General features: G+C 39.6%; 29 protein-coding genes. 15 read left to right on the top strand and 14 right to left on the bottom strand.

All coding sequences use genetic code 11. The annotated features are described in order from the left end of the window. Positions 1–31: 31 nt before the first annotated feature. From hslV to ACRRSQ_RS07180, 4 genes are all read right to left on the bottom strand, one after another. A complete protein-coding gene (gene hslV / locus ACRRSQ_RS07195) occupies positions 32–550 on the bottom strand; it encodes an ATP-dependent protease subunit HslV (protein WP_440875034.1) in 519 nt (172 codons plus the stop codon). 104 nt (positions 551–654) lie between these two features. Further along, on the bottom strand, positions 655–1,212 hold the full coding sequence (locus ACRRSQ_RS07190) for an SPOR domain-containing protein (RefSeq protein WP_440875033.1): 558 nt from the start codon (positions 1,210–1,212) through the stop codon (positions 655–657). A 133-nt stretch (positions 1,213–1,345) separates the two neighbouring features. Then, positions 1,346–3,547: a primosomal protein N' gene (gene priA, locus ACRRSQ_RS07185; protein WP_440875032.1), complete on the bottom strand. Its 2,202-nt coding sequence runs from the start codon at positions 3,545–3,547 to the stop codon at positions 1,346–1,348. Positions 3,548–3,634: 87 nt separating this feature from the next. Further along, positions 3,635–4,483: a LysR family transcriptional regulator gene (locus ACRRSQ_RS07180; protein ID WP_440875031.1), complete on the bottom strand. Its 849-nt coding sequence runs from the start codon at positions 4,481–4,483 to the stop codon at positions 3,635–3,637. Between the two features lie 386 nt (positions 4,484–4,869). On the opposite strand from ACRRSQ_RS07180, the gene ACRRSQ_RS07175 reads away from it, so the two are divergent. From ACRRSQ_RS07175 to alr, 7 genes are all read left to right on the top strand, one after another. Beyond that, positions 4,870–6,771 (top strand): DUF3604 domain-containing protein, encoded by a 1,902-nt coding sequence (locus ACRRSQ_RS07175; RefSeq protein ID WP_440875030.1) that lies wholly within the window; start codon positions 4,870–4,872, stop codon positions 6,769–6,771. Between the two features lie 304 nt (positions 6,772–7,075). Then, positions 7,076–7,288 carry a 50S ribosomal protein L31 gene (gene rpmE / locus ACRRSQ_RS07170; protein WP_440875029.1) on the top strand — a complete coding sequence of 71 codons (213 nt, stop codon included), beginning with the start codon at positions 7,076–7,078 and terminating at the stop codon, positions 7,286–7,288. 172 nt (positions 7,289–7,460) lie between these two features. Then, positions 7,461–8,027 (top strand): RNA polymerase sigma factor, encoded by a 567-nt coding sequence (locus ACRRSQ_RS07165; protein WP_440875028.1) that lies wholly within the window; start codon positions 7,461–7,463, stop codon positions 8,025–8,027. Then, positions 8,024–8,530, top strand: coding sequence for a hypothetical protein (locus ACRRSQ_RS07160; RefSeq protein WP_440875027.1), 507 nt, complete (start codon positions 8,024–8,026; stop codon positions 8,528–8,530). The genes ACRRSQ_RS07165 and ACRRSQ_RS07160 overlap by 4 nt, the downstream gene beginning before the upstream one ends. Positions 8,531–8,563: 33 nt before the next feature. Further along, positions 8,564–9,514 carry a DUF4097 family beta strand repeat-containing protein gene (locus ACRRSQ_RS07155; protein ID WP_440875026.1) on the top strand — a complete coding sequence of 317 codons (951 nt, stop codon included), beginning with the start codon at positions 8,564–8,566 and terminating at the stop codon, positions 9,512–9,514. A 516-nt stretch (positions 9,515–10,030) separates the two neighbouring features. Further along, on the top strand, positions 10,031–11,449 hold the full coding sequence (gene dnaB, locus ACRRSQ_RS07150) for a replicative DNA helicase (protein ID WP_440875025.1): 1,419 nt from the start codon (positions 10,031–10,033) through the stop codon (positions 11,447–11,449). Between the two features lie 6 nt (positions 11,450–11,455). Further along, a complete protein-coding gene (alr, locus tag ACRRSQ_RS07145) occupies positions 11,456–12,559 on the top strand; it encodes an alanine racemase (RefSeq protein WP_440875024.1) in 1,104 nt (367 codons plus the stop codon). Positions 12,560–12,624: 65 nt separating this feature from the next. Here alr and ACRRSQ_RS07140 read toward each other — a convergent pair whose 3' ends face one another. The 3 genes from ACRRSQ_RS07140 to ACRRSQ_RS07130 all read right to left on the bottom strand — a co-directional run bounded on the left by ACRRSQ_RS07140 (position 12,625) and on the right by ACRRSQ_RS07130 (position 15,544). After that, entirely contained in the window at positions 12,625–13,044 is a 420-nt protein-coding gene (locus tag ACRRSQ_RS07140; protein ID WP_440875023.1) for a secondary thiamine-phosphate synthase enzyme YjbQ, read from the bottom strand. 164 nt (positions 13,045–13,208) lie between these two features. After that, positions 13,209–14,489, bottom strand: coding sequence for a glutamate-1-semialdehyde 2,1-aminomutase (hemL, locus tag ACRRSQ_RS07135; protein ID WP_440875022.1), 1,281 nt, complete (start codon positions 14,487–14,489; stop codon positions 13,209–13,211). 35 nt (positions 14,490–14,524) lie between these two features. Further along, entirely contained in the window at positions 14,525–15,544 is a 1,020-nt protein-coding gene (locus ACRRSQ_RS07130) for an aspartate carbamoyltransferase (protein WP_440875021.1), read from the bottom strand. A gap of 225 nt (positions 15,545–15,769) precedes the next feature. Between ACRRSQ_RS07130 and ACRRSQ_RS07125 the strand changes: the two genes are divergently transcribed. Further along, positions 15,770–16,630: a substrate-binding periplasmic protein gene (locus ACRRSQ_RS07125; protein WP_440875020.1), complete on the top strand. Its 861-nt coding sequence runs from the start codon at positions 15,770–15,772 to the stop codon at positions 16,628–16,630. A 96-nt stretch (positions 16,631–16,726) separates the two neighbouring features. On the opposite strand, the gene ACRRSQ_RS07120 is transcribed toward ACRRSQ_RS07125, so the two are convergent. From ACRRSQ_RS07120 to zur, 3 genes are all read right to left on the bottom strand, one after another. Then, positions 16,727–17,188 (bottom strand): chemotaxis protein CheX, encoded by a 462-nt coding sequence (locus tag ACRRSQ_RS07120; RefSeq protein WP_440875019.1) that lies wholly within the window; start codon positions 17,186–17,188, stop codon positions 16,727–16,729. 302 nt (positions 17,189–17,490) lie between these two features. Beyond that, entirely contained in the window at positions 17,491–17,685 is a 195-nt protein-coding gene (locus tag ACRRSQ_RS07115) for a DUF6702 family protein (RefSeq protein WP_440875312.1), read from the bottom strand. 119 nt (positions 17,686–17,804) lie between these two features. After that, positions 17,805–18,239, bottom strand: a complete 435-nt coding sequence (zur, locus tag ACRRSQ_RS07110) for a zinc uptake transcriptional repressor Zur (RefSeq protein WP_440875018.1) — start codon at positions 18,237–18,239, stop codon at positions 17,805–17,807. Between the two features lie 220 nt (positions 18,240–18,459). Between zur and ACRRSQ_RS07105 the strand changes: the two genes are divergently transcribed. Further along, entirely contained in the window at positions 18,460–19,725 is a 1,266-nt protein-coding gene (locus ACRRSQ_RS07105) for a diguanylate cyclase domain-containing protein (protein ID WP_440875017.1), read from the top strand. A gap of 413 nt (positions 19,726–20,138) precedes the next feature. Here ACRRSQ_RS07105 and ACRRSQ_RS07100 read toward each other — a convergent pair whose 3' ends face one another. The 4 genes from ACRRSQ_RS07100 to ACRRSQ_RS07085 are packed head-to-tail and all read right to left on the bottom strand — an operon-like array spanning position 20,139 to position 22,177. Beyond that, positions 20,139–20,726, bottom strand: a complete 588-nt coding sequence (locus ACRRSQ_RS07100) for a hypothetical protein (RefSeq protein WP_440875016.1) — start codon at positions 20,724–20,726, stop codon at positions 20,139–20,141. After that, complete coding sequence (locus ACRRSQ_RS07095) at positions 20,726–21,079, bottom strand: STAS-like domain-containing protein (protein ID WP_440875015.1); 354 nt, start codon at positions 21,077–21,079, stop codon at positions 20,726–20,728. The genes ACRRSQ_RS07100 and ACRRSQ_RS07095 overlap by 1 nt, the downstream gene beginning before the upstream one ends. Next, positions 21,061–21,948 carry a hypothetical protein gene (locus ACRRSQ_RS07090; RefSeq protein WP_440875014.1) on the bottom strand — a complete coding sequence of 296 codons (888 nt, stop codon included), beginning with the start codon at positions 21,946–21,948 and terminating at the stop codon, positions 21,061–21,063. The genes ACRRSQ_RS07095 and ACRRSQ_RS07090 overlap by 19 nt, the downstream gene beginning before the upstream one ends. A 4-nt stretch (positions 21,949–21,952) precedes the next feature. Beyond that, the gene (locus tag ACRRSQ_RS07085) at positions 21,953–22,177 is read right to left on the bottom strand and encodes a S24 family peptidase (protein ID WP_440875013.1); all 225 of its coding nucleotides are present in this window, start codon (positions 22,175–22,177) and stop codon (positions 21,953–21,955) included. Between the two features lie 519 nt (positions 22,178–22,696). Between ACRRSQ_RS07085 and dusA the strand changes: the two genes are divergently transcribed. The 6 genes from dusA to ACRRSQ_RS07055 all read left to right on the top strand — a co-directional run bounded on the left by dusA (position 22,697) and on the right by ACRRSQ_RS07055 (position 25,843). After that, positions 22,697–23,668: a tRNA dihydrouridine(20/20a) synthase DusA gene (gene dusA, locus ACRRSQ_RS07080; RefSeq protein ID WP_440875012.1), complete on the top strand. Its 972-nt coding sequence runs from the start codon at positions 22,697–22,699 to the stop codon at positions 23,666–23,668. 399 nt (positions 23,669–24,067) lie between these two features. Continuing rightward, entirely contained in the window at positions 24,068–24,412 is a 345-nt protein-coding gene (locus ACRRSQ_RS07075; protein WP_440875011.1) for a hypothetical protein, read from the top strand. An 11-nt stretch (positions 24,413–24,423) separates the two neighbouring features. Next, the gene (pspA, locus tag ACRRSQ_RS07070) at positions 24,424–25,086 is read left to right on the top strand and encodes a phage shock protein PspA (RefSeq protein WP_440875010.1); all 663 of its coding nucleotides are present in this window, start codon (positions 24,424–24,426) and stop codon (positions 25,084–25,086) included. Positions 25,087–25,104: 18 nt separating this feature from the next. After that, positions 25,105–25,254 carry a hypothetical protein gene (locus tag ACRRSQ_RS07065; protein WP_440875009.1) on the top strand — a complete coding sequence of 50 codons (150 nt, stop codon included), beginning with the start codon at positions 25,105–25,107 and terminating at the stop codon, positions 25,252–25,254. Further along, entirely contained in the window at positions 25,254–25,472 is a 219-nt protein-coding gene (locus ACRRSQ_RS07060) for a PspC domain-containing protein (protein WP_440875008.1), read from the top strand. Before ACRRSQ_RS07065 ends, ACRRSQ_RS07060 begins: the two co-directional genes overlap by 1 nt. Positions 25,473–25,504: 32 nt before the next feature. Then, positions 25,505–25,843: a hypothetical protein gene (locus ACRRSQ_RS07055; protein ID WP_440875007.1), complete on the top strand. Its 339-nt coding sequence runs from the start codon at positions 25,505–25,507 to the stop codon at positions 25,841–25,843. The last annotated feature ends 31 nt before the right edge of the window (positions 25,844–25,874 follow it).

Genomic DNA, 25,874 nt, shown 5'->3' with positions numbered 1-25,874 from the left:
ACATCATTTACGTGTGCGTAGTCGCTAATAGTTAAAGTTCGTCAATTGTTTGCTGATGATTGGTAAAGACACAAATGTCACCGGCAATTTTTAATGACTTTTCAACAATTTCTTTGGCAGATAATTCGGTATTTTCTAATAGAGCGGTTGCTGCAGATTGGGCGTAATTTCCGCCACTGCCGATAGCAATAAGGTCGTGCTCTGGCTGAACTACATCACCATTACCCGTAATAATCAGTGAAGCAGTTTCATCGGCAACCGCTAGCAGCGCTTCAAGCTTTCTTAATGCGCGGTCACTGCGCCAGTCTTTGGCTAGCTCAACTGCGGCTTTGGTCAAATGGCCTTGATGTTGTTCAAGTTTGCTTTCAAAACGCTCAAAAAGGGTAAAGGCATCAGCAGTACCGCCAGCAAAACCAGCCAGTACTTTGTCGTTGTATAAACGGCGCACTTTGCGAGCATTGCCTTTCATTACTGTATTGCCTAAAGATACTTGGCCATCACCGCCAATGGCAACTTTGCCATTGCGTCTTACTGAAACGATAGTAGTCACATTAAACCTCAAATTTCTTAACCGACAATGGCATTATTGTCGGTCGTTATCTATGAACAAGAAATAGGGGCAGTGTTGAAAAAATCAAGGGTCTCGGGGTGAGATTATCGCCATAAACTAATTTGGCAATGATTTACATTGTTGTTTTTAAGCTTGTGTTTATCGGCTTCTGCTAAACGTTTACGGGCATAAGGACCTAAACGTACTTGATACCAAGTGCTTGAACTGCCTTCGGCAGCGCGAATAAATGACTCTAAACCAGCAAAGGCAATATTGGCTTTTAATACTTCGGCTTGTTTACGGGTTCTAAACGAGCCACATTGCATTTTATACGGACCTTTATTTTCGACTTGATATTGGCCAACTTCAATTTCTTTTTCTGCTAGCTCTTTACGGTAAGCCCATTTCTCTTTTGGCGGCTCGGGAAGTTTTGCTTTTTCGGCGGTTTTTGTCGTTTGTTCAGCTGCTGGCGTTGCGGTTTCGCTAGGTTGAGTATCTTTTATTTCCCATAAAAAGTAGCCAAAAGCACTACCGGCTATTAAGGTAATAACGATGATAAGTTTTAATTTCAACGGTATGCCATTGCTTTGCTCAGCAGGCTTTTTCTTATATGGGTTGCTTTTTTTCTTGGAACTGCGGGAAACGTAATCTTGATGTGCCATGGGAAATTTTAACCGAGGAAAACAAAAATTCAATTCGAACTATTCTAGCGAATCTGAATGAAGATTACAGTACTTTGTTTACGCAACTTGTAAGTGATTATTTTGCTAAGCTGTAGCTCAACTACTCGCTGAATTACCAGCTTAAATCCGTTGGGTCGATATCAACCGACCAGCGCACCTTAGTTTGTAACTCGTTCACCATAATTTGCTGTAGTAAAGCTTGCACGCCTAAGTGCAATGCTTTGCGTGACTTTGCTTGCACAATTAAATGATAACGAAATTTACCGGCTTTTTTCTCCATCGCTGCAGGAATAGGGCCTGCTAATTCACAGCCTTGGTATTGTACTTGGCAGAGCTGGCGAATGAACTTTTCTGGGTAGGAAGGATAGTTAGCTTCGGCACGAAATAGCGCTTGAAAAGTGAATGGCGGCAATAGCGCTTGGCTGCGCTCGGTTAATGCTTGACGGGCAAAATGATTATAACCATTGTGCACTAAATCTTGTAAAAGTGGGTGCTCTGGGAAATAACTTTGCACCATCACTTTACCCGGCTTGCTTGCACGACCTGCACGACCTGCCACCTGCACCAGTAATTGCGCCATATTTTCTGCAGCGCGAAAGTCATAACTAAAAAGGGCGCCATCAATATCTAGCATTAAAACTAAAGTAACGTTAGGGAAGTGGTGCCCTTTGGCTAGCATTTGTGTACCAATAAGTAATTGATGTTTATTGTCAGTTACTTCTTGTAGTAGCTTCGCTAATTCGCCTTTTCGTCGCGTACTGTCGCGGTCAATACGCACCACGGAGTAGTCGGCAAACATATCGCTAATTCGGTGTTCTAACTGTTCGGTGCCTTGACCAAGTGGCGCAATACGAGGGCTACCACAGCTCGGACATTGCAGAGGTATGCGCTTTTGACTACCACAATGATGACATATCAGTAATTGCTGACCTTGGTGCAAAGTGTACGGTTTATCACAGCGCTGACAATCCGCGATCCAGTGACATTCTTTGCAGTTAATTGCAGGTGCATAGCCTCGACGATTCAAAAATAGCAGTACTTGTTCACCACGGGCTAAGGTTTGCTTCATCGCCTTTTTGATATTTGACGACAAACCAAACTCGGTTGGTTGATTGGCCATATCTACCAATTCTATTTTGGCTTTACTGCTATTACCGGCACGTTTTAATAATTGGTGATAATGATATTTACCCGACAAGGCATTTTGTAAGCTTTCTAAACTGGGTGTCGCGCTGCCTAACACAATAGGAATGTTTAACTGCCTAGCGCGCATTATCGCCATATCACGCCCGTGGTAACGGAAACTGTCTTGTTGTTTAAAAGAACTGTCGTGCTCTTCATCAACAATAATAAGACCAAGCTTATGCAAAGGTGTAAATATCGCTGAACGAGTACCAATAATAATGGCGGCATTGCCACGCTGGGCACTTAACCATGTGTCTAGCCGTTCTTTATCGTTTAGCCCAGAATGGTGTAAATAAATGGGCACTTTAAAGCGTTGTTCAAATCGGCTAAGGGTTTGCGGCGTTAAGCCAATTTCCGGCACTAATACTAAAACTTGTTGATGACTCGCGAGTACTTGTTCCATTGCTTGCAAGTAAACTTCAGTTTTACCGCTGCCGGTGACCCCTTCAACAAGGTGGCAAGCATATTGATTGAGCGACTGTTTAACTGCCGCAACAATAACCGCCTGTTCAACCGACAAGTTAAGCTTATTGTCGGTGGCCAAGGCATTTTCTTGCCAAGCAAAGGTTTTGATCTCGGCAGGTTTTTTAATAATGAGTGCTTTGTCGGCTAATGCTTTTAATTGCGCTTTGTTGTAGTTGAGTGTTCTGAGCTCAGGCCAAGATAACCCCTGGTGTGAGGCAATTAATTGAAACAAGGCAAGCTGTTTTGAAGCGCGCTTTTTGAGTTTGCTTAGTGCGTCATCAGTAATGTCAGTTGCGCTATGCCAAAGCTGAGTGGGGGCAACGTCCGGTTGTTCAACTTGTCTAAGTAATACCGGTAGCGCTTGCTGAAATACGTCGCCAATTGGGTGATGATAATATTCGGCGCAGCGGCGCACAAATGCCAACAGTAGTGGGTCGAAATGATAATTGTCATTAATACGGGACAAAATCGTTTTCAGTTTGTTTTCGGGAACATCACAATGGCTTTGTATTTCAAGCACAATGCCGATCACTTGGCGATTAGCAAAAGGCACAATAACGCGTTCGCCTACGTTAATTTCAGAGATTAATTCCTCTGGAACTTTATACGTAAACAATTGACGCATTGGAACAGGAACGGCGACTTGTAAATACTGTGCAGACATGACATTTCTAGTGATGAACAATACTCTATTTTGACGTGCTAAAGCATAACTGCCAAGAGGCAATTTGCAGAATGAGCAGATTATTGATTATTCATTGATGCTTTGCAGTTGCTGTTTTAGTTTGTCTCGCATGGTTTTGTGCGCTTTGTCGTTGATATATCGGCGATGGTAAACAAAGCTATAACTAAGATCTTTCAAAGGGATCGGGCATGGAAAGATATTCAATGCCAACATCTTTTGCCATTTTTTGGCAAAGGCGCGCGAAACAATACCCAAACTGTCACTTTGAGAAACATGCATGGCAAGTGCCGATACTGAACTGATGGTTAAGCTGGCTTGTCGCTCTTTGGTTGGCCCCAAAGCGCCATATTCAAAGCCGCTCATTTTGTCCCATTTTAACGTGTGCACGATATGCTTTTCTTGATAAAAGTCTTGTTCGGTGAGCTGCGTTTGTATTCTAGGGTGATGTTTTCGGCAAATAACCACAGCCGGCTCACTGTAAGCTTCTTCAAAGACTAATGAAGAATCTTTGTTGGTTACTACACCAATGGCAAGGTCTACTTTTTGTAATCGAATGTCTTGAAAAATTTCGTATTGATTTAGCGGAGGCTCTTTATATACCAAGCTGTCTGACAGTGGCATTACATGCAGTAGAACTTCGGAAACATACAAGTTAAACGTTTCTCGCTCGACAATTGCATTTTCAATATCGTCAAGTGCTTGATGAAATCGGTTGGCAAGTTTATCGGCTTGCGCTGTCGCTTTAATGCCACGACCATGTTTAATAAATAGCTGACTGTTTATCTCACGCTCTAACCTTTTTATCGCGGCACTAATGGCAGGCTGAGTTAAATTTAACTGCTCAGCTGCTGTGGTATAAGAGCCACTTTGATGTACTTGCAAAAAGGTTTTAATTAAGTTCAGGTCTAAATTCATTAACTCTTACTTATAAATTTCATTTATGAAACATAAAAATATCGCGCTATATATTCAATATTTAACCAATAGTATTATCTAACTGAAGCCAAAACATTAAAAGTATTTATAAATCCTGGTTGATTTTATAGAAACAATTAATGAATAACTAAACATATAATGTAACACATTATTTTACAATTTAGCTTGCTGAACCCCAAAGGTCCGACTAGTCTTAAGCTGTTATAAAATTAAACAGTTTATTCTGACCATTTTATAGGCTGAAATAGCAAAAAAGGTCTAAGCTAAATATTATTTGTCGCCATGGATTGGGGCTTAATTTAAATGTTTTGGTAAAAACTTTGAAACATGAACATTATTTTTAACTACTTATCGCGGTAAACATTATGAAAATCAAAAAGATTAACTATCTGATCATGTTAGCGCTTCTTGGCCAAGGCTCTGTTGCTTTAGCTAACGAAGGCGGCATTGAGTATGCTTCAAACGATGTAAGATATTCGCCAAATGCGGATAGAGAGCATGCAACTGATGTATATTTCGGTGATACGCATTTACATACAAGCTATTCTACTGATGCTGGCTTAATTGGTAATACGTTAGGCCCAGAAGAAGCGTATAAATTTGCTCGTGGCGAGCAAGTGGTATCAAGCCACGGAATTAGCACACGTTTAACACGTGCTCTTGATTTCTTGGTGGTTGCCGATCACGCAGAAAACATGGGTCTTTCAGTATTAATCGAAGAATCTAACCCTTCATTACTAGCAAGTAAATGGGGTAAAGAAATTCATGATATCTCTAAAGTTGGTACGGCTGAGTCTATTGGTATCGCATACGACATGTGGGCTAAAAGATTAAACGACTTAGATGATCCACTAAAAGAGCAATCTGAGTTATTAACCACTATGTGGCATCGTTCAACAACGGCTGCAGAAAAATACAATACACCAGGTTTATTTACTGCGTTTATTGGTTTTGAGTGGACGTTACAAGAACGTGGTAACAACTTACACCGTAACGTAATTTTCCGTGACGGCAAAACCAAAGCTGACCAAATTACACCTATCTCTCAATACGATGCTCAAGACCCTGAGCGTTTATGGGATTGGATGGAAGCGTATGAAAAAGATACTGGCGGTAGAATGCTTGCTATCCCTCATAACGGTAACCTTTCAAACGGCTTAATGTTTGACGATATTACGTTACGTACTAAAAAAGCATTCGACAAAGAATACGCAGAGCGTCGTATGAAGTGGGAACCACTTTACGAAGTTACGCAAATGAAAGGTGACGGTGAAGCGCATCCTTTCTTATCGCCTGAAGATGAATTTGCTGATTTTGAAACCATGGACAAAGGTAGCTTTGGTCCAGAGCCTAAACAGCCGGATATGTTACGTCGTGAATACGCACGTGAAGCATACAAGCGCGGTTTAGAATACACTGAAAAACTAGGTGCTAACCCATTTAAATTCGGTATGGTAGGTTCAACTGACTCCCACACCAGTATTGCTTCTGCTGAAGAAGACAACTACTTCGGTAAAGTAAGTTTATTAGAGCCAACGGCTCACCCAATTCGCTTTAAAGAAGTGATTACTGCACGTACCGGTGTTGAAGAAATTAAGCAATACGCTTCTGAAATTTCAGGCTCTGGTTTAGCGGCTGTCTGGGCACGTGAAAACACCCGTGAAGCACTTTGGGATGCGATGGCAAACAAAGAAACTTACGCGACTACCGGCCCAAGAATGCGTGTTCGTGTATTCGGTGGTTATGATTTCACTGAAGAAGATTTAACCCGCTCTGACTTTGCTGATCACGGCTACGATAACGGTGTACCTATGGGTGGTGATTTAGCGCATAGCAACAAAGCGCCTAAGTTACTGATCAAAGCACTTAAAGATTCTTACAGTGCAAACCTAGACCGTGTACAAGTGGTTAAAGGTTGGTTCGACAAAAACGGTAAGAAACATGAGCGTATTTATGACGTAGCCGTATCTGATGATCGTAAGATCGGTAGTGATGGTCGTTGTAAAACACCTGTTGGCAATACTGTTAACGTGAAAGACTCTAGCTACAATAACTCTATTGGTGCTGCTTCTTTACAAGCATACTGGCAAGACCCTGATTTCGACGCAGCTGAGCATGCTTTCTACTACGTACGTGTATTAGAAATTCCTACTCCGCGTTGGACAACAAGAGATGCGAAAGTATTTGGTAAAGAATTACCACCAGAAGTTGCTACTACGATTCAAGAGCGTGCTTACACAACACCAATTTGGTACACGCCTAAGTAACTTGGTCGTTAACTTAAGACCTAAGTAAGCTGTTAAGTAAATGACTAAACAGTGAAATGAAAGCCTTAAATAGTATTATTTAAGGCTTTTTTTATTGGCACATAAGGGTGTTTACAACCAAAGCATTGCGCTTTTAACGGGAATTTTTTTGTATTTTTACTTTGAATGGTTTTTTGTTCAAAAAATTACCGATTTAAGTTGCAGTAGTGGTAACGATCCTTTATTATTCGCCCCCATTATTTTTAACTCGTATGGTGCTTAGCAATAGACTAAGTGGCGATGCGGCCTTAAACAGAGGTATCCCATGAAAGAAGGTATTCATCCTAAATACGTAGAGATCAAAGCAAATTGTTCTTGCGGTAACGTTATTACAACTCGCTCTACTCGCGGTAAAGATATTCACTTAGATGTTTGTTCAGAATGTCACCCGTTCTACACTGGTAAGCAAAAAGCTGCTGAAACTGGTGGTCGTGTTGATAAATTCAACAAACGTTTTGGCGCACTTAGCTCGAAGTAATTCCAGCTTAATTAGCCGAAAAAAAGCGCCTGTTTGGCGCTTTTTTTATGCCTGAGATTTGCCCAAAGCTGTTTGTCTTTTAACTTTTATAAAAAAACTGAACTTTTATTTAAACCTTTTTCCTGCATACTGCATCTAATCATTTAACTAACAAAAACAACGAGTATATCGATTGGATAATACCAACATCAGTAGCAGCCAAGTGCTGGTTTTGCCAACGACAGAGCACAATGAGCTTGAATGGATTGCTAAAGCTCAGCAAGGCGACCGTGATGCTTTTCATCAGCTTTATATAAGCCACCAAGGCAAAGTGTACGCATTGTGTTTTCGTATGTTAGCCAATAAAGAAAGTGCTGAAGATGTTTGCCAAGAAGCTTTTGTCAAAGTTTGGCAAAACCTCGGCAGTTTTCGAGGCGATAGCAAATTTTCGACTTGGCTACATAGCGTTGCCACACGTGTGGTATTAGCGCATATTCGTGCCCAAAAAAACTGGTTGCAACGTGTATTTAGTATTGAAGAGCAACAAGGTGTTGAGTCAACAACTGAGCTGTCTGAACTTGACGAACTTGATAAACATATTTTGAGATTACCCGAGCGAGCCAGATTAGTGTTTGTTTTGTTTGCGGTGGAAGGTTATCGCCATGAAGAAATTGCCAATATGCTAGGTATGGCGGTTGGCACAAGTAAGGCGCAATACCATAGAGCCAAGCAATTATTAAAAGAGTGGATTGAGCAATGAAAAAATTAACTGCTGAGCAGGCATTAGCACAAAAAATTGCCCAATTACCGGATGAAATTAATCCCGATAGAGATTTATGGTTAGGTATTGAACGAGCGATAGAGCAGCAATCTCATGCGCCTGTTGTTGATGAAAAGAAAGGTCCCTTAGCGGTTGTTTGGGCTACGGCAGCATCATTTGCAGCGGTCATGCTTATCGGCTATCTCGTTAATCTATCGCCGACAACTGGGGTAAGTTCAGGTGAACTTGTCGCCTTGATGCAGCAAAATTTTGAGCAACAAAAAGTGACGCTATTAGTGAGCCTAGGTCAGCCGAAAATAAATGAATTACCGAGTGCGATGCAGGAGCAACTTAAGCAACTAAAAAGTGCACGCTTGGCAATTAAACAAGCATTAGCAAATGATGAAAACAATGTCGATTTAATTAATCTGCTTGATTGGACTCAAAAGCAAGAACTCGAATTAATTGAGAAACTTTATACCCCGCAATGGCAACACATTTAGCGGTACTGTTAACTATGGATGATAGAGGCGAATATGAATATTGTTAAAAACATAACGTTAGGTCTAGTAATGGCGGCAGTTTTGCCAGTAAGTGCTGGCGAAAAAATTGACCAAAGCCTTTCGGCTTCAGGGGTGAGCCAAATAGAGATTGAAAATGTACGTGGCGATATAAAGGTTACTGGTGGCTCATCAGATAAAGTTACCGTAACAGGTGAGTTAGATGATCAAACGGAAGACTTTATTTTTAAGCAACAAGGGTCACAATTACTGATAAAAGTTAAAGTGCCTCGTCATTTAGATGGCAATGATCGCGGTAACGGCTCAAAGCTAGATATTAATATACCGCAGGGCATTAAAGTGATTTTTAATGGTGTTTCAACAGATCTTAGCGTAACCAATACCAACAGTAGCGCTGAGATACGCACAGTGAGTGGAGATGTAAAGGTAGATCAACTTGTTGACTATATTGAACTTACCACCGTAAGTGGTGACGTTGAAAGTAAAGATTTATCGGGAAAAATCAATATATCAACCGTGAGCGGTGAAATTGACGACCAGAGCTCTCAAGGGCGCCTGCAACTTAAAACGGTTAGTGGCAGTATTGAAACCTCATCAGATGCCAATGAAGTTTTTCTTAATACCGTTTCAGGCGATGTTGAAGCGAACTTGGCAAAAATAGACGAATTAGTGGTGGCTACTGTTAGTGGTGATGTTGACAGTCAGTTCGAATTAAACGACGACGGCAATGTTAAATTATCAAGTGTTAGCGGCGACTACAAACTTGGATTGCAAGAAAATGTTCAAGCAAGTTTTCGATTGAGTAGCAGCGCTGGTGGTAGTTTTTCTAACAAGATTACCCATGACAAAGCTCAAGAGGCTAAATATGGTCCAAGTGCTAAGCTTAATTTTGAAACTGGCAATGCGAGCAGCTCAATACGAGCAACCACTGTCAGTGGCGACGTTGAACTCTATACTAAAAAATAACTGACACTCATATTGTAAGTTCTGAGCTAGTACAGATTAAGGCAAGAGCGTGTTGAGCTAATGCGGCATTAGGCGGCAAGGTTCAGCCCGCTCTTATTATCATTCAATATCCTCACTCAATATTCTCTTGATATATTTCCTAGCCAAATTCCTATCGACAACTCATTAAACAGGATGATTAATTGCCGCGACATTCGTTGAGTTTAATTGTCTTTTTATGTGAATTAATAGCGTAATCTGCTACATTAGCAGCCCTAAAAATTACGCATTTATTAGAGCGTGTTGACCTTTTGCGGTATAAATTTAGTTTAAAAAAATCTTAATGACAGCGTTTATCGCCTATTTATGTGGAACAACCACACTGCATAGGCGCTGCCTTGTCTAAATACGCAATATACTGCTGCAAAAAGATACACCAAAGATCAACACGCGCTAAATTAATTGCGCTAAAATACCCGTTCAGCAGGTGATGACATTTAGACACCTAGATGAAAGGTATAAGTGAAAGGTAAGCCAATGGCCGACAATAAGGCAGCAAAATTTTCTAAAAATAAGTCTTTTTTGCAAGATAAAAAAGTTGATGATTTAAAAGTACCACCTCACTCGTTAGAGGCTGAGCAGTCAGTACTTGGCGGTTTATTACTTGATAACGAAACTTGGGATCGTGTGAGTGAAAGAGTCGTCGCACAAGACTTTTATTCACGTTCACATCGTATTGCTTTTGAATGCATTGCGTCATTAATTGAACTGGGTAATCCAGTCGATTTGGTTACGTTATCGGAAGCGTTAGAAAACGATCAAAAATTAGAAGATGCCGGCGGTTTTGTCTATCTCGCTGAAATGATGAAAAACACGCCAAGTGCCGCTAACATTGTTGCCTATGCAGAAATTGTGCGTGAGCGCGCGGTTACGCGCGAAATGATTTCTGTCGCTAATGAAATTGCCGAAGCAGGGTACGATACTCAAGGGCGCACTAGTGCTGAGCTACTCGATTTTGCTGAAACCAAAGTGTTTGCCATTGCCGAGCAACGCGCTAATAAATCTGAAGGCCCAGAAAACCTAACCACCATTTTAGAAAAAACCGTCGACCGTATTGAAAAGCTTTGTTCGGCGCCATCAGGTGGTGTTACCGGTGTGCCAAGTGGTTATGCTGATTTAGATAAAATGACCGCAGGTTTGCAAAAGTCTGATTTGATCATTGTTGCCGCACGTCCTTCCATGGGTAAAACCACCTTTGCGATGAACTTGGCCGAACACGCCGCGATGACGCAAGAACATCCCGCGCTTATTTTCTCGCTGGAAATGCCTTCAGAACAAATTATGATGAGGATGCTCGCCTCATTGGGCCGTATTGACCAAACTAAAATTCGTACCGGTCAGCTAGAAGATGAAGACTGGGCGCGTTTATCGTCAACCATGGGGTTATTGATAGAAAGTGGCAAAATGTATATTGATGACGCTGCTGGTTTAACGCCAACGGAAGTTCGTTCGCGTGCCCGTCGTATTGCTCGTGATCATGGCGGTATTAGCCTGATCATGATTGATTATTTGCAATTAATGCGTGCACCGCAATTCTCTGATAACCGTACTCTAGAAATTGCTGAAATTTCTCGCTCGTTAAAAGCCTTAGCAAAAGAATTACAAGTGCCGGTAGTTGCGCTTTCTCAGCTGAACCGTGGCTTGGAGCAACGTTCGGACAAACGTCCAATTAACTCAGATTTACGTGAGTCAGGTTCGATTGAGCAAGATGCCGATTTAATCATGTTCATTTACCGTGATGAGGTTTATCACGACGATTCTGAATTTAAAGGCATGGCAGAAATTATTATTGGTAAACAGCGTAACGGTCCAATTGGGCGTGTGCCGCTTACCTTCCAAGGCCAGTTCTCACGTTTTGACAACTATGCAGGTTCACATGTACTTGAGGAAGACTAAACAAGTATGAGTTTACGAACTGCTACCGCGTTAATCGATCGTCAAGCGTTAGCCAATAACTTTAACGTAGTAAAAGCGCTCGCGCCAACAGCCAATATTCTAGCCGTACTCAAAGCAAATGCATACGGGCATGGCTTAGAATTAATTGCGAAAACACTGATCGAACAAAATAGCCAAGCCGATGCATTTGGTGTTGCGCGACTCGATGAAGCGCTCGCACTAAGATCGACCGGAGTGGTAAAGCCGATTGTTTTGCTTGAAGGCTTTTTTGATGCCAAAGATATCTCAAAGCTTGCTGAACATAACTTGCAAACTATCGTGCATAATCATGAGCAACTTGAAGCTATTACCGATGACAATTTAAGCTTAGCTGAACCGTTAAAGGTATGGCTTAAAATCGACACCGGCATGCACCGTTTAGGGATTAACCCTGAAGATTTTGACATTTTTTATCAAAAGCTGAGCCAATCAAAAAATGTTCATGCTGATCTTATTTTAATGAGTCATATGGCTTGTGCAGATGAAAAAAACAATCAAGCAACCACACAGCAGATCGCTATATTTGAAAAATTAACGGCAAATTATCAAGAACAAAAATCTATGGCCAATTCGGCCGGGTGTTTTGCTTGGCCAGAAAGCCATTATCAGTGGTTACGCCCCGGTTTAATGCTTTATGGTGTATCGCCGATGATTTCAACTCAAGACAGTGCCAATGAAATTGGTATTGAACCGGTAATGACCTTGCAATCAAGTCTAATTGCGCTGCGTAAAATTCCAGCGGGTGAAGCCGTAGGTTATGGTGGAGCTTGGGTAAGCGATAAAGAAACCATTATTGGCGTAATTGCCATCGGTTATGGCGACGGTTATCCGCGCCATGCCGGCAATGGCACACCCGTATTAATTAATGGCCGAAAAGTGCCTTTAGTTGGCCGCGTGGCAATGGATATGATCACCGTAGATTTAGGTATAAATGCGCAAGAGAACATTGGTGATATCGCCACGCTTTGGGGTAAAGGTTTACCGGTTGAAGAAATTGCTGAACACGCAGACACCATTCCTTATGAGCTTTTGTGTAATATTACTCGTCGTGTGCAGGTAGACGTGCTTTAGAGCTGCAAGTTTTTAGCTGCAAGTGGAAAGTTTAAAGCTAGAAACTAAAAACCGAAAACTAAGCGCTATTCGCCTTGTAAGGTCAAAACCAAGGTTCTGCTGCTAGCATGGTCACGATGTTCGCCTAAATAAATGCCCTGCCAAATGCCCATATTTAAACGCCCACTTGTTACCGGAATCGTAATGCTACTGCCGAGGGTACTGGCTTTAATGTGGGCGGGCATATCGTCTGGTCCTTCATAGGTATGGCGATAATACGGAGCATTTTCAGGGACAAATTTATTAAAGTGTGACTCCATATCAACTCGAACGGTCGGGTCGGCATTTTCATTTATGGTCAGCGAAGCTGACGAATGCTTGATAAAGATATGCGCCATGCCAACTTCTACCGCAGGAAATTGATTAAGCTGTCGTTCAACCTCGTCGGTAATAAGATGGAATCCACGTTTTTTCGCCGCGATTGAAAATTCAATTTGTTGCCACATCTTAAATTATCCCTATTGCTATATTGTCATTTACAACGTTAATTTTGTATCTTAGCAAACTCTTTTACAGGTCGTTAAACATTGTTTAAAGACAAAAGAAAACCCCTAGCGAATCTCGATAGGGGTTTTATGCTTTCTAGCTTCTAGCTTCTAGCTTCTAGCTGTTAAAGTTTAGCGAAACAACGGTCTGCTGCAGCTAATGTCGCTTCTAGTTCTTTTTCTGTATGCGCTGTTGATAAAAAGCTCGCTTCAAACGCTGATGGTGCAAGGTAAACACCTTCATCAAGCATTAAGTGGAAGAAGCGTTTGAATTTTTCACCGTCACAGGCGGTTGCTTGTGCGTAGCTAGTAATTTTTTCTTCATCAGTGAAGAAGAAACCAAACATAGCGCCAACGTAGTTAATACTAAGGGATACACCGTTACGTTCAGCAGCAGCTTTAAAGCCCATCGCTAATTTTTCAGTGGCTGCGCTAAGTGCAGCATGTTTATCACCTTGTGATAATTCGTTTAATGCGGCTAAGCCAGCAGCCATCGCGATTGGGTTGCCTGACAACGTACCTGCTTGGTACACAGGGCCAACTGGGGCAATGTAATCCATAATTTCTTTTTTACCGCCAAATGCGCCTACAGGCATGCCGCCGCCAATAACTTTACCTAAGGTGGTTAAGTCTGGCACAACATTATAGTGTGCTTGTGCGCCGCCTAATGCGACACGAAAACCGGTCATGACTTCATCAAGAATTAATACGCTTTTATATTCGTCACAAATAGCGCGTAAGCCTTCTAAGAAGCCAGGTACTGGCGGAATACAGTTCATGTTACCGGCAACGGGTTCAACAATAATACAGGCGATTTCGTCGCTATATTGTTCAAATACCGCTTTAACTTCTTCAATATTATTGTAGCTAACAGTTAATGTGTGCTTGGCAAAATCTTCTGGAATACCTGGTGAATTTGGTACGCCTAAGGTTAATGCGCCAGAGCCGGCTTTTACTAATAACGAGTCAGCGTGACCGTGGTAACAACCTTCAAATTTTAAAATTTTATCGCGGCCGGTGTAACCACGGGCTAAGCGAATTGCGCTCATGGTGGCTTCGGTGCCAGAGCTTACCATGCGTAATTTTTCCATAGACGGCACAAGTTCACGCACTTTTTCTGCCATGGTAATTTCAAGCTCGGTTGGTGCACCAAAGCTTAAACCGTTTTGCGCAGTTTCAATGACGGCATTCAAAATCGCAGGGTGGTTATGACCTAAAATCATTGGTCCCCAAGAACCTACATAATCGATGTAAGCTTTGTCGTCAGCGTCGTAAATATAAGCGCCTTCAGCACGTTTAATAAAGCATGGCGTTCCACCTACGCCATTAAAAGCGCGTACTGGCGAATTTACGCCACCAGGAATAATTTGTTTTGCATTTTCAAATAATTGATCAGAATGTTGCATAATTGTTGTTCGCTTTTGTATAGATTAAAGGGCTGTTATTTACGAGCCTGTTTATTAGTAAACCAAGTCACTGGTTTTTCATATTGAGTTAACTTTTCGTCAACGCCTAATGTTAAGGCAAATAGTGCCATGCGCACTAATACGCCATTTTGGGCTTGACGGAAAATAGCTAAATTGTCTAATTCGTTTAAGTCGGTGTCTAATTCGTTTGCTTCAGGTCTAGAGTCACGCGGCAGCGGATGCATGATCACCGTGTGCTCTTTGCAGTACTGTTGATAAATTTCTTTATTTAAGCTGAAGTGACCGCGGTATAAATCAGCTTCGTCTTTACTGGCAAAGCGTTCTTGTTGAATACGTGTTTGATAAATGACGTCGCAGGCCAAATTACCTTCGATTTTATCAGTGACGACAATTTCATGACCAGCATTGCTCAGTGTTGAAATGACATTATCTGGCATTTGCAATGCGTTAGGTGAAATCATAGTCACTTTGACATTGTTATATAAACTTAACAGCTTGGACAATGAATGCACCGTTCGGCCATGTTTTAAATCACCCATTAAGGTAATGTGCAAGTTGTCTAAGCCTTTTTGATAAGGCGCCATTTCAGACTGAATAGTAAATAAATCAAGTAAAGCTTGTGTTGGGTGTTCATTTGCACCGTCACCACCATTAATTACCGGTACCGTGCTACCTTCGGCAAATTCTGCGACCGAGTGCATTTTAGGGTGACGCATGGCGATCACATCGGAATAGCCGCTAATCACTTGCGCGGTATCAAATAATGATTCGCCTTTGCTAAGTGAGGAGTTCTCTTCGCCAACGGTTTCTCTAACAAAACCACCGAGTAAATTGAAGGCAGCGCCAAAGCTTACTCGGGTGCGGGTGCTTGGTTCAAAAAATAGATTATTTAAAATCGCACCGTCTAATACATGACAACGTTTTTCGCGTAACGCGTAAGGCGCCATTTGACCTGCAACTTGTAAAATTCGAGCAATTGCTTCTCGGTCAAGTTGGGAAACAGATAAAATATGACTACCTTGAAAATTCATCATTAAAGAAATACCTAAGTGTACGAAATAAGCTAATTAACTGCTGTTAACTTAGCCAAATTAAAACCGGAAAATTTGGAGCAAGAATATAGCATAATTCAAAAATGTTGAGAATGTTTAATACGTGATAATGCAGAATCTTTGATCCAAATAAACTTTATAAATACCGAACTTTGGCTATAGTTAAATTGTTTCGACTTAAGAAAAATAATTATACAAGGACAGCGTTTGAATAAATTACTCTGGCTCGCTCTGTTTTGTTTTTTCAGCGTTCACTGCACAGCAAATGACGAAATTCGCTATGTCGACTCTAAAGAATACCCAGACCCTAAAACACGTTATTTTGTTGACTTATTAACCCTAGCGTTAGAGAAAACTAAAAAGGACTTTGGTGAATACACCTTAACCCCTGTCGCCATTGAAATGGCACAGGCTAGAACCTCAAGCATGTTGGAAAATAATAAGATCATCGACCTAACATGGCGAATGACCAGTAAAGACCTAGAGCAACGGTTAACGGCGATTTACGTGCCTTTGTTAAAAGGCATGATGGGTTATCGTATTTTTATTATACGAGCCAATGAACAAAATAAATTTTCGAAAAATATCAGTTTTGAACAACTAACGAGTATGTCTGTTGGTCAAGGTTACAATTGGCCTGATAGTGACATTCTCGAACATAACAGCTTTGATGTGGTTAGAGGTTACGACAATTATCTGCTTAAAATGCTAGCCAAAAAGCGATTTGATTACTTTCCTAGAGCGCTACATGAGCCTTGGCATGAGGTGCAAGGCAATAGTGACCTAACTGTTGAACAGCATTTATTATTAAAATACGTTTCGCCTATTTATTTCTTTGTTAATAACAACAATAAGCGGTTAATTGACCGTTTAAATAAAGGCATGGCGGCAATAGTGGCTAGTGGTGAAATGGATGAGCTTTTTAATAACCATCCAATAACGGCTAATATTATTGAAAAATCAAAGCCGAACAGACGTAGTGTCTTTGTGCTAGAGAACCCACTTATTTCTGAAAAAACCAAGCAGATCACACACGATAAACGTTTATGGCTAGAAGTGATTGATTAAGGTTGGGCAAAAAGAAAGTCTATTTGATAGCAACAAATGGTTAGCCATAAAAAAACCGCAATAAAATGCGGTTTTTATTTGGCTGTTATTGGTCGATTAGTCGAAACTAAATTCGATATAGGCTTTACCAAATTCAGAGCCTAGCGGAATGATAACTACGGCGCCTTCAGCTTTATGTTTAATGCTATGGTTTTTTCCAGAAACTACCATAGGTGTCGCCATATCAAACTCGATGCCTTTTTCACTTAACATACGTTTGGCACCGCCGGTAACCATATTGGTGATTTCACCCACTAAATCGGTAATTTCTTCGTTCACTTCATCAGGTGCTTCACCAACCATATTTTTCATGGTGGCTAACGCTAAGCTGCCTTCAAACGTTATAGACAGAGAGCCTTTCGCCTGATCACTCACCATGCCAATTAAACCGGAAACATCACCTTGCGCTACTTCATTTTTCTTTAGCTTGGGTTTTTCTGGTTTCAATTCCATTTGAGCCATCGTAGACATTACGTTTAGCATCGAAGATAAAAAGGGGTTGATAAACTCTACATTCATGAAAGTTACCTAAGGCTTAAGTTTTTTTATAATACTGTTCTGATTCTGCAAGCTTTTATAGTAAATGTAAATGAATCAATTACATTAATTGTTAGCAATTTTTACACTACATTGAATTGCCGTAAAAGTTAGACTTCCACTTACGACAGCATCTTGATAATTCACAGTATTTATTTATTTAGCATAAGTATCGACGAGGATCTGGTTTTTTACCACTAAACTGCCTAAAAAGTTTTGCTTTTTCACGGCTTGGTCAACAAAAGTCAGTCCTTTGTTTAACTCGATTCCTACTCAGTTAATGGTCAGCTTATTACCTTTGTCATATAAATTAAAGTGTTGTTCGACATATTCTTGAATGTTTTTTTCATCTTCGCGATCAGCAACTGAAAACTATTTCTGGTTTTATTGGCAACTGCGTGTGTTATGTCGTGCAATGTAATTTGATGAATAATTTCAAGATGTTGTGTCTTTTCATTCACTTGAAGTTCACAGAGGATAAAAACGTGTACGTTTCAGTGCGAGTTAATAGCTGTGGTTTATGAAATCTGTGGTGTGATGTGCCAAACATGGCGTACATAAAACGATGGCCTATTATTGGATAAAAATAGGCGCTAGTTTACTGACAAGTTTGACATTTTCCATGCGCTTCAACGATTTGATGACTTATGCTAAAACGACTGGCATCCGCCATTGAACGCAAAGCAAGATCTAAGTTGGTTGACTGAATCTCTTCAACATGACCGCAAGTATCACAAATAAGTAACTGCACTGGATGGTTGCATTCACTAAAGTGGTGACATAAAACAAACGCATTGATAGATTCAATTTTATGCACAAAGCCTTGTTGGCTTAAAAAATCGAGTGCTCGATAAATGGTTGCCGGCTTGGCTGAAGGGTCAATTGCTTTTAATTCGTCGAGTAGATCGTATGCTCCAACGGCATTTTCATGCTGCGCTAACAATAAAAATACTTGCTCTCTTGCTGGCGTTAAACGTGCGCCGCGTTGTTGGCATACTTCTTTTGCTTGTTCTAAAAGTGTTTCAGTTGACATGTTCACTAAACTTAGACGATTTTTTTCAGTGTACCATAGCCAAGCAAAAGCTGAAATCGGCTTTTTGTTTTCAACATTTTACCGCGCAGTTTTAAAACGCTTTTATGAACTTCTTAGCCAGCGCAGAAAAATTATTATGATGAACTATACTTATAGGCTAGGATGATTTCGTGTTGTTAAAGGAGAAGATAACTTAGCATTAATGACGTAGTGAGAAGTAATGAAGTCAGAGTATTCTCAATTAGAAGATTCTATTTATCGGTTGTTTGAGGTTACCCCGGTACCAATGATCCTTTCGTATCCAGACGGTAAGTTTGAATATGTTAATCCTGCCTTGTGTAAAATGCTGGGGTATGAAGGCGATTCGATTTATGCCGATGAGGTTATTATTACTCATGCTGACGATATTGAAGTAAACAAAGAAATTCGCTCACACCTGAAAAAAGCACCATTCACACCAATAAAAATTGAAAAACGCTACAAGCATAAACTCGGTCATACCATTTATGCACAGCTAAATATTGTTGCGCAAGCTGACCCAAACGGGACAATTAAACGTTATGTCTCGCAAATAATCGACTTAACGGCAATTAAAAAATCTGATGCTGCTGAAATCTTATTAAACCAGCTTGTTAATCAATCTAACGATGCCATTTATGTGATTGATGGGAAATTTGGGCGGATCTTAAATTGCAATGATTTAGCCTTTACCAGACTTGGTTACACAAAAGCTGAACTGCTCAGTATGAAAGTCTCAGATATCAATCATAACTTTGACGACCAACAGCGCTGGCAAACGCATGTCGAGCGCATGAAAAAAGTCGGTAATATCTTAATCGAGTCAAGCCACACGCGTAAAGACGGTACCGAGTTTCCTATCGAGGTAAATGTAAGTATTCAAGAATACAATAACGCCAGTTACTTGTTGGCCATTGCGCGCGATATATCAAAACGTAAACAAAAAGAAATCGAAACCTATCAACGACTAAATTTAGATCCGCTGACTAATTTACCTAACCGAAGAGTACTGAACGAGAAACTTAAACGCTTGGAACAAGAAAAGCAGCGTAAAAAATGTTACACCGCTTTTGTTTATATTGACCTTGATAATTTTAAACAGCTTAACGATACCCATGGTCATACAGTCGGTGACAGCGTATTGGTTCAAACAGCGAAGCGACTAAAAAACTGTATTCGAGAGTCTGATATTATTAGCCGTTTAGGTGGCGATGAATTTCTTGTGGTGATGTGTAATCTTGATTCGCAACATTTAGTTAAGCGAATGGCGACCAAGCTTGAGCAAGAATTTAATTCGCCATATAAAATTCAAAAAAAGCTGTTAACCGTTGAAGCAAGTATTGGTGTTGCCGTGCATTTTGAAGGTGACTTATCAACGAAAACACAAATTCAATTAGCAGATAAAGCTATGTATAAAGCCAAGGAACAAGCCGGTTTGAGTATTTATTATGGGGATGAATTATCTTAGCTCACTTAACACCTTTTAAAATGCTTATACTGCAGTGTTTTGGACAATGGATATATTAGTTAATTTTCATGCGAGTTTTTACAGAATGTTTTTATTTTCCTCTGTATAATTGGTGTGTTTTTTTAGCGGCGATGACTTCAGTTCGGCATTACAGAGCGTGTTTGGCTTTACTCAATTATCATCGTCACGAAACAGTTAATTCTTCAAGGTAAAAAAGTGTCTAATCCAGTAAAACCGCTAAACACAGTTAATCCTATCAGTCACAAGCTTTCCATTGCGCCCATGCTTGATTGGACAGATTTTAAGCTAATATAAGGTTTATGAGCTAGCAAGGTGTACTAATGGTGTGTTTTGCTTTTTTTCAGGTGTACTTTAATCAATTTAAATCGCCATTTTATATAAGTTCTAGATGATTAACCTAAGATCGCTTTTCCGGTCAAAAAATAGATAACCATAGTTATTGCCCCATAAAGAAGGCCTGTGACATAGTTTAATTTGAAAAGATTTTCTATTAATGGTTTTCTAGTCGGTGGATATTTGTCTAAAAAGGCTTGGTGAATAGAATGTATATATTTACTTCCTTCACGATGAGCCATTGAAGTTTTTTTTAGGATGTAAGACTTCAATTTAATGGGGTCTTCGATTATATGAGTTTCTGGCGATAATGTTAAATTATCCTTAATTTTCTTTAGTTTATGTGAATTTAAAATAATTATATCGTAGTTTTCTAATAGTTTTTTGTAATCTCTGATTTGACGTATTTTTAGATCGTTTGTTTTATAAAATGTGTTTCTTTCTTCAACGGTTTTAGCCGAGAAAACACTCCAAAACTCAATCGATTCTTTGAAAGCGTTTTCTAATAAAGAAGTTAAATCATTTATATAAGATTTTGCTTCGTTTCTTGATGTTATATATTTTGTCGAATTAAGTAAAACAAACCACCCAAGAATGAGCATTATGAGGGAAATTAATCCACCATAGTCTTTAAAGAAATCAGTCATTATTTGTCTTTTAATTCATCTAAATACGATTGAGCTTCTTTTTCCCACTCTTTATTGACAGACTTAAATTTTAATCTTTTGCATAACTCAGAATACTTATAACCTTTTTTTCTAATTAAATTGGCGAATGCTTCATCTAAAAATGAGGAGTTATATTCATCGTCTAAAATTCCATCTAAATTAATTATAAGGTCATTACCTTTTTCAAGCTCTGGAACTATATAATTATCTCTAAATTCAGCCCCATTACCTTCTCCGTCAGATTGATAACGTCCAAAAGGATCATTAGTATAATCTATAACGTTAATTGTAACTGTGGACATATTGTTGCCTCCTAATAATAAAGCTTCCATTCTACTAATGTACCCTTAAATGCTTGTGTTAAATCCAAGGTTGTTTTACCGTTTTGGATAGTTTCATCATAATATGCATAAGATACCTTATCACTAATGATAAGCAAAACATCATTTTTGTTCGAATATATCGGACTTTGAATATCCTTTGACCCTCTTCCTCTGCCTTTTTCTTTAGTTGTTGTTACAAATTCGGTCATTGCATGTTTTAAACAAGCACTATCGCTTTGGTGTTCAAATAAAGGAAGTTCATTTCTAATATTAAAAGGTATCCCGCTGCCTCTATCAAGTATGACGGCTGAAAGATAACTGCCTTTATCATCCTTACGAATTTGAAAATAACACCACCACGTATAATCAAGTAGCTTTGTAGGTCCTTGATATGCATGATGATGTATATTTAAAAGAGTCTCTTTAATTGCTGTGATTAGTTTTGGTGGTAAAGCATTAAGGTCTAATCTTTTTCTAATTTCGGCTAAAAATTTAGCTCTATCATTGTTATTCCCACAAAGAAAATTTGAATTCTTCCATAATTTTTTTAATTTAGATTTTCCTCCAGGTTTAAGAGCCGTATGTAAGCCTGTATCGGAAAATACTCTCTTTAACTCCTTGTTTTTTGGTTGTGTAATTTTAAAATAATCAATTGATACATATGCTTGCATGGCTGAAACTAAAGCGAATAAGTAAGTTGCTGTAGCAGAGTTAATATATTTCAAATCTGATAAATCGATTGTTACAGCATAATTTGGGTTATTTGATAGTGATTCAATTTCATTAAAAAATTCGATTGTATCTTCTATACGGTCAGGGTTATAAAGACAAAGCTTTTTTGGGGACGTGACTGTCTTTCTTTTTATTTTGTATTCCATAAAATCACATCCTCTGTCCTGACCACACTACGCGGCCTATTAATTCGATATCCGTACCATTTAAATGTTTTTTGTTTATTTCCCATGGTTCGTACATGTTGTTATCCGATTTTACTTTGATAATCCCCTCGGGTAATAACTGTAGTCTTTTCACGAGTAAATTATTGTCGTGACGCATTACGTAAATACCATCACTTAAGCCGTTAAGGTTTCGGTTTGCTATTATCATATTAACGTTGTTTACTGCTCCAAACCCTTTCAAAATGGTAGGCTTTATCATTTCGTTGTTTAATGCAGGCTTCCCGCTTTTTCTCTGTTGACGGGTTTTTACAATACTGTGGTGTTCGGTAGTATTTAAGCCAAGCCTTTTGTTTTTTGCCGCTGTATATATTTTCTAAATTAAGTTTATTTTTCTTTTTATTGTACGTTTTATTTTTACCTTTACGGCAATTTTGATAGGTATTGTGCTTTTTATGCTCAAGATCTCTTAGCCTTTGAGTGCTTTGTTTTCTTAGTAGTTCTTGAACTTTTTTTAGGGCATTCCACTCATATTGGCACTTCGATACTGCATATGCATGATTACTGAAAAATATGAGTATTATTAAAAACAACCTAGCCGTATGCACTTTTATATCCTTATAAAAATTAACTTTGTTCCATATTGATTAAGCCAGTATAATTTAACAAATTTTTTGTCAAAAATGCATTGAATAAATTACTTATTTCAAATGCCAAGTTAATTAACTTTATGATTTCTCACAAACTATCTATTGCGCCCATGTTGGATTGGACAGATCGTCACTGTCGCTACTTTTACCGCACTATGTCTAAACATACGGTGTTGTATACTGAAATGGTGACTACTGGCGCGATTTTATTTGGCAAAGGTGACTACCTTTCTTATAACGAGGAAGAGCATCCGGTTGTTTTGCAACTCGGTGGTAGCGATGTTAAAGCGATGACTGAATGCGCAAAAATTGCTCAGCAACGCGGTTATGACGAAGTTAACATTAATGTTGGCTGTCCGTCTGATCGTGTGCAAAATGGTCGCTTTGGTGCTTGTTTAATGGCTGAGCCGAATTTGGTTGCCGACTGTGTAAGTGAAATGCAAGCGGCGGTTGATATTCCGATCACAGTAAAATCTCGCATTGGTATTGATGAGCAAGACAGCTATGAGTTTTTGCATCAATTTATCACCACTGTCAGTGGTGCAGGTTGTCAGCACTTTATAGTGCATGCGCGCAAAGCGTGGCTTACCGGTTTAAGTCCTAAACAAAATCGTGATGTGCCACCGCTAGATTATGATCGTGTTTATCAGGTGAAAAAAGATTTTGCTAACTTAGACATTTCAATTAACGGCGGCATTAAAACCTTAGATGAAACTAAAGCGCACCTTGAACATCTTGATGGTGTGATGATCGGCCGCGAGGTTTATCAAAACCCATATATGCTCAGCCAAGCGGATCAGGTGTTATGGCAAGAAAATACGCCAGTGATCAGCCGTGCTGACGTGATTGAGCAAATGGCGGACTATGTTGATCGTCATGTCGCTAATGGCGGTAAAGCGCAACATGTCTTTAGACACATGCTAGGATTGTGTAACGGTTTACCGGGCGCGAGGCAGTTTCGTCGTACCTTAAGTGAATGTGCCGGCGATCTGAGCGCCAATGGTCAAACCTTGCAACAAGCGTATAACCAAGTGGTCGCTGCCAGTTTGTAATGTCTGTTTAAAATAATGAGCAGCGTGATGTTTTCATGCTGCTGTTAACTTTCTGCTCCCTTATCCTTTTCTTGCTACTTGCTACTTGCTACTTGCTACTTGCTTATTAGCGCTTCTTTCTTATTTTCCTGCTCTTTTTAGCGATTCGTGACTGACTAAATGCCAATTGCCGCTTTTTGATTTTTCTTGTTGGTCAAATTCACCACATCAGTTGTTATTTTCACCAAAAATTAGCTTGACATATTATGTCTTGTTTTTAGCTGTTGCTCGGATAAAAAATAAAATCCTTATTAATTAACGAATTAAAGTTTTTTACAAGGTTGGCACAAGCCTTGTAATAACTAAGTCACGCTAAGTCGAGAAGTCTAGCAACCCAATTTAACTATAAGGATGAAGATAATGAACAAGTTAACTAAACAAAACTCAGTGGTAAAAACTTTAATCGTTGCTGGCTTATTTGCCGCGGGTATGACAACTGCAACATCAGCAAATGCTGAAGCGGTTTCACTTGAAACAGCCATTGCACAAACTATTGCAGCGCAAGGTCAACGTTTAATTAATGAAGTTAGCCAAAACGTGCAAAGCAATATTCAACAAGAAATCGATACTTTTTCAATTGATGCAGCATGGCAATGGCTTACCAGTGAAGAAACTGAACAAGTTATCACTGAACAAACTATCGAAGTTGAAGAAGCGTTAGAAGATAACAACCAACCACAACTTATTGCAGCGAACAAGGCATAGGAGATTAGACAATGGGAATTTTTGCACGTTTTACCGACATCGTTAATGCAAATTTAAACAGCATGTTAGACAAGGCTGAGCATCCAGAAAAAATGATCCGTTTGATCATTCAAGAAATGGAAGAAACCTTGGTTGAAGTACGAGCGACAGCAGCGCAGCAAATCGCACAGAAAAAAGGTTTGCAGCGTAAAATACTTAACCTGAATAAAACTGTCGCTAACTGGCAAGCTAAAGCTGAAATCGCAATTGGCAAGGGTAGAGAAGACCTAGCAAAATCAGCGTTAACAGAAAAGCATAAAGCGGCTGCGCAACTGGAACAAGTGCAAGCTGAAATGGTGGAACTTGACGATATTTTAACGAAGATCCAAGACGATAGTGCCAGATTACAAGAAAAGTTAACTGAAGCTAAACGTCGACAAGAAGCTTATGTTATGCGCCAAAAATCAGCGGAAGTTCGATTAAAGGTGCGTCATCAAGCTGTGGTACACAATATCGAAGATGCGATAACTAAGTTTGAACGTTATCAGCAAAAAGTGGATGCCGTTGAAGCGCAAGTTGAAGCGTTTGATATGACAACAAACCAAGATTTGTCTAGCCAAATTAATGCATTAGAAACACAAGATACTATTGAAAAAGAGTTACAAGAAATTAAGCAACGTGTAGCCAATAGTTAGGTAAAAGTAGAGGCGATTATGTCAAATTCACAACTATTTGCTTTGTATTTTTGTTTAGCGCCAACGGTAATATTTTTTATCGTTGCTGCTGCGCTTCAATATGGTCAGTCAGGCGTTAGTCTATTTAAGCAAAATATAAAGCATTTATCGCAAGCAGGAGAAAAATAATGAGTTATCAGCGTAATTATTCAGTGGAAAAAACGTTAGCTAAAGATGTGGTACATAAAAAACTTACTGGCGTATGTGCCGGTGTCGCAAATTATTATCAGTTACCACGCTGGGGTGTTCGAGTTGCAGCAATATGCGCACTAATTACTTTACCGGCCGCAACGGGTGTGGCTTATGTTGTTGCCACTGTGTTAATGCCAAACAGCAAAACTTATTGAACTATACATAAAATCAACAAATAGGAGTATCTATGTCTTTTTTTAAATCGTTAATGCTCGCCATTCTTGCCACGCTATTTTTAACCTATGTATTGGGCGCAAGCATAATTGACCTATTTAATGTTGATGTATACATGGACAATGAGCTTATTGAGCCAATTAAAGCAATAAGCGTTTCAGCATTGGTTGCCGTGGTTTTAGTGGTAGTGGCTTTAGGTATTGTATTGAGCGTATTTGGCACCATGATATTCATTGGTATGCTCATTGTCGGCTGTTTCGCGATGTTTGCTATTGGCGTGTTTTGGCCGGTATTGTTAATAGCCTTGTTAATTTGGTTATTTACCCGAGACCCTAAACGTCAATCAGCTTAATTATGAGCAAAGTGTTAGAAAAGTTTAGGTG

It is taken from the genome of Thalassotalea sp. PLHSN55 (assembly GCF_052030545.1).
GTDB lineage: Bacteria > Pseudomonadota > Gammaproteobacteria > Enterobacterales > Alteromonadaceae > CANMXU01.
Note: the sequence above shows the minus strand (reverse complement) of the source record. Positions and strands in the feature narration are given on the sequence as shown.

Excerpts from the sequence above, each read along its gene's own strand:
- dnaB (WP_440875025.1), top strand. The coding sequence starts at position 10,031 with ATGGCCGACAATAAGGCAGCAAAATTTTCTAAAAATAAGTCTTTTTTG.
- pspA (WP_440875010.1), top strand. The coding sequence starts at position 24,424 with ATGGGAATTTTTGCACGTTTTACCGACATCGTTAATGCAAATTTAAAC.
- dusA (WP_440875012.1), top strand. The coding sequence starts at position 22,697 with ATGATTTCTCACAAACTATCTATTGCGCCCATGTTGGATTGGACAGAT.
- ACRRSQ_RS07055 (WP_440875007.1), top strand. The coding sequence starts at position 25,505 with ATGTCTTTTTTTAAATCGTTAATGCTCGCCATTCTTGCCACGCTATTT.
- hemL (WP_440875022.1), bottom strand. The coding sequence starts at position 14,489 with ATGCAACATTCTGATCAATTATTTGAAAATGCAAAACAAATTATTCCT.
- ACRRSQ_RS07075 (WP_440875011.1), top strand. The coding sequence starts at position 24,068 with ATGAACAAGTTAACTAAACAAAACTCAGTGGTAAAAACTTTAATCGTT.
- rpmE (WP_440875029.1), top strand. The coding sequence starts at position 7,076 with ATGAAAGAAGGTATTCATCCTAAATACGTAGAGATCAAAGCAAATTGT.
- ACRRSQ_RS07100 (WP_440875016.1), bottom strand. The coding sequence starts at position 20,726 with ATGACTGATTTCTTTAAAGACTATGGTGGATTAATTTCCCTCATAATG.
- ACRRSQ_RS07160 (WP_440875027.1), top strand. The coding sequence starts at position 8,024 with ATGAAAAAATTAACTGCTGAGCAGGCATTAGCACAAAAAATTGCCCAA.
- ACRRSQ_RS07095 (WP_440875015.1), bottom strand. The coding sequence starts at position 21,079 with ATGGAAGCTTTATTATTAGGAGGCAACAATATGTCCACAGTTACAATT.
- alr (WP_440875024.1), top strand. The coding sequence starts at position 11,456 with ATGAGTTTACGAACTGCTACCGCGTTAATCGATCGTCAAGCGTTAGCC.
- ACRRSQ_RS07155 (WP_440875026.1), top strand. The coding sequence starts at position 8,564 with ATGAATATTGTTAAAAACATAACGTTAGGTCTAGTAATGGCGGCAGTT.
- ACRRSQ_RS07120 (WP_440875019.1), bottom strand. The coding sequence starts at position 17,188 with ATGAATGTAGAGTTTATCAACCCCTTTTTATCTTCGATGCTAAACGTA.
- ACRRSQ_RS07065 (WP_440875009.1), top strand. The coding sequence starts at position 25,105 with ATGTCAAATTCACAACTATTTGCTTTGTATTTTTGTTTAGCGCCAACG.
- priA (WP_440875032.1), bottom strand. The coding sequence starts at position 3,547 with ATGTCTGCACAGTATTTACAAGTCGCCGTTCCTGTTCCAATGCGTCAA.
- ACRRSQ_RS07130 (WP_440875021.1), bottom strand. The coding sequence starts at position 15,544 with ATGATGAATTTTCAAGGTAGTCATATTTTATCTGTTTCCCAACTTGAC.
- ACRRSQ_RS07175 (WP_440875030.1), top strand. The coding sequence starts at position 4,870 with ATGAAAATCAAAAAGATTAACTATCTGATCATGTTAGCGCTTCTTGGC.
- ACRRSQ_RS07090 (WP_440875014.1), bottom strand. The coding sequence starts at position 21,948 with ATGGAATACAAAATAAAAAGAAAGACAGTCACGTCCCCAAAAAAGCTT.
- ACRRSQ_RS07180 (WP_440875031.1), bottom strand. The coding sequence starts at position 4,483 with ATGAATTTAGACCTGAACTTAATTAAAACCTTTTTGCAAGTACATCAA.
- zur (WP_440875018.1), bottom strand. The coding sequence starts at position 18,239 with ATGTCAACTGAAACACTTTTAGAACAAGCAAAAGAAGTATGCCAACAA.
- ACRRSQ_RS07085 (WP_440875013.1), bottom strand. The coding sequence starts at position 22,177 with ATGATAATAGCAAACCGAAACCTTAACGGCTTAAGTGATGGTATTTAC.
- ACRRSQ_RS07190 (WP_440875033.1), bottom strand. The coding sequence starts at position 1,212 with ATGGCACATCAAGATTACGTTTCCCGCAGTTCCAAGAAAAAAAGCAAC.
- ACRRSQ_RS07105 (WP_440875017.1), top strand. The coding sequence starts at position 18,460 with ATGAAGTCAGAGTATTCTCAATTAGAAGATTCTATTTATCGGTTGTTT.
- ACRRSQ_RS07060 (WP_440875008.1), top strand. The coding sequence starts at position 25,254 with ATGAGTTATCAGCGTAATTATTCAGTGGAAAAAACGTTAGCTAAAGAT.
- ACRRSQ_RS07140 (WP_440875023.1), bottom strand. The coding sequence starts at position 13,044 with ATGTGGCAACAAATTGAATTTTCAATCGCGGCGAAAAAACGTGGATTC.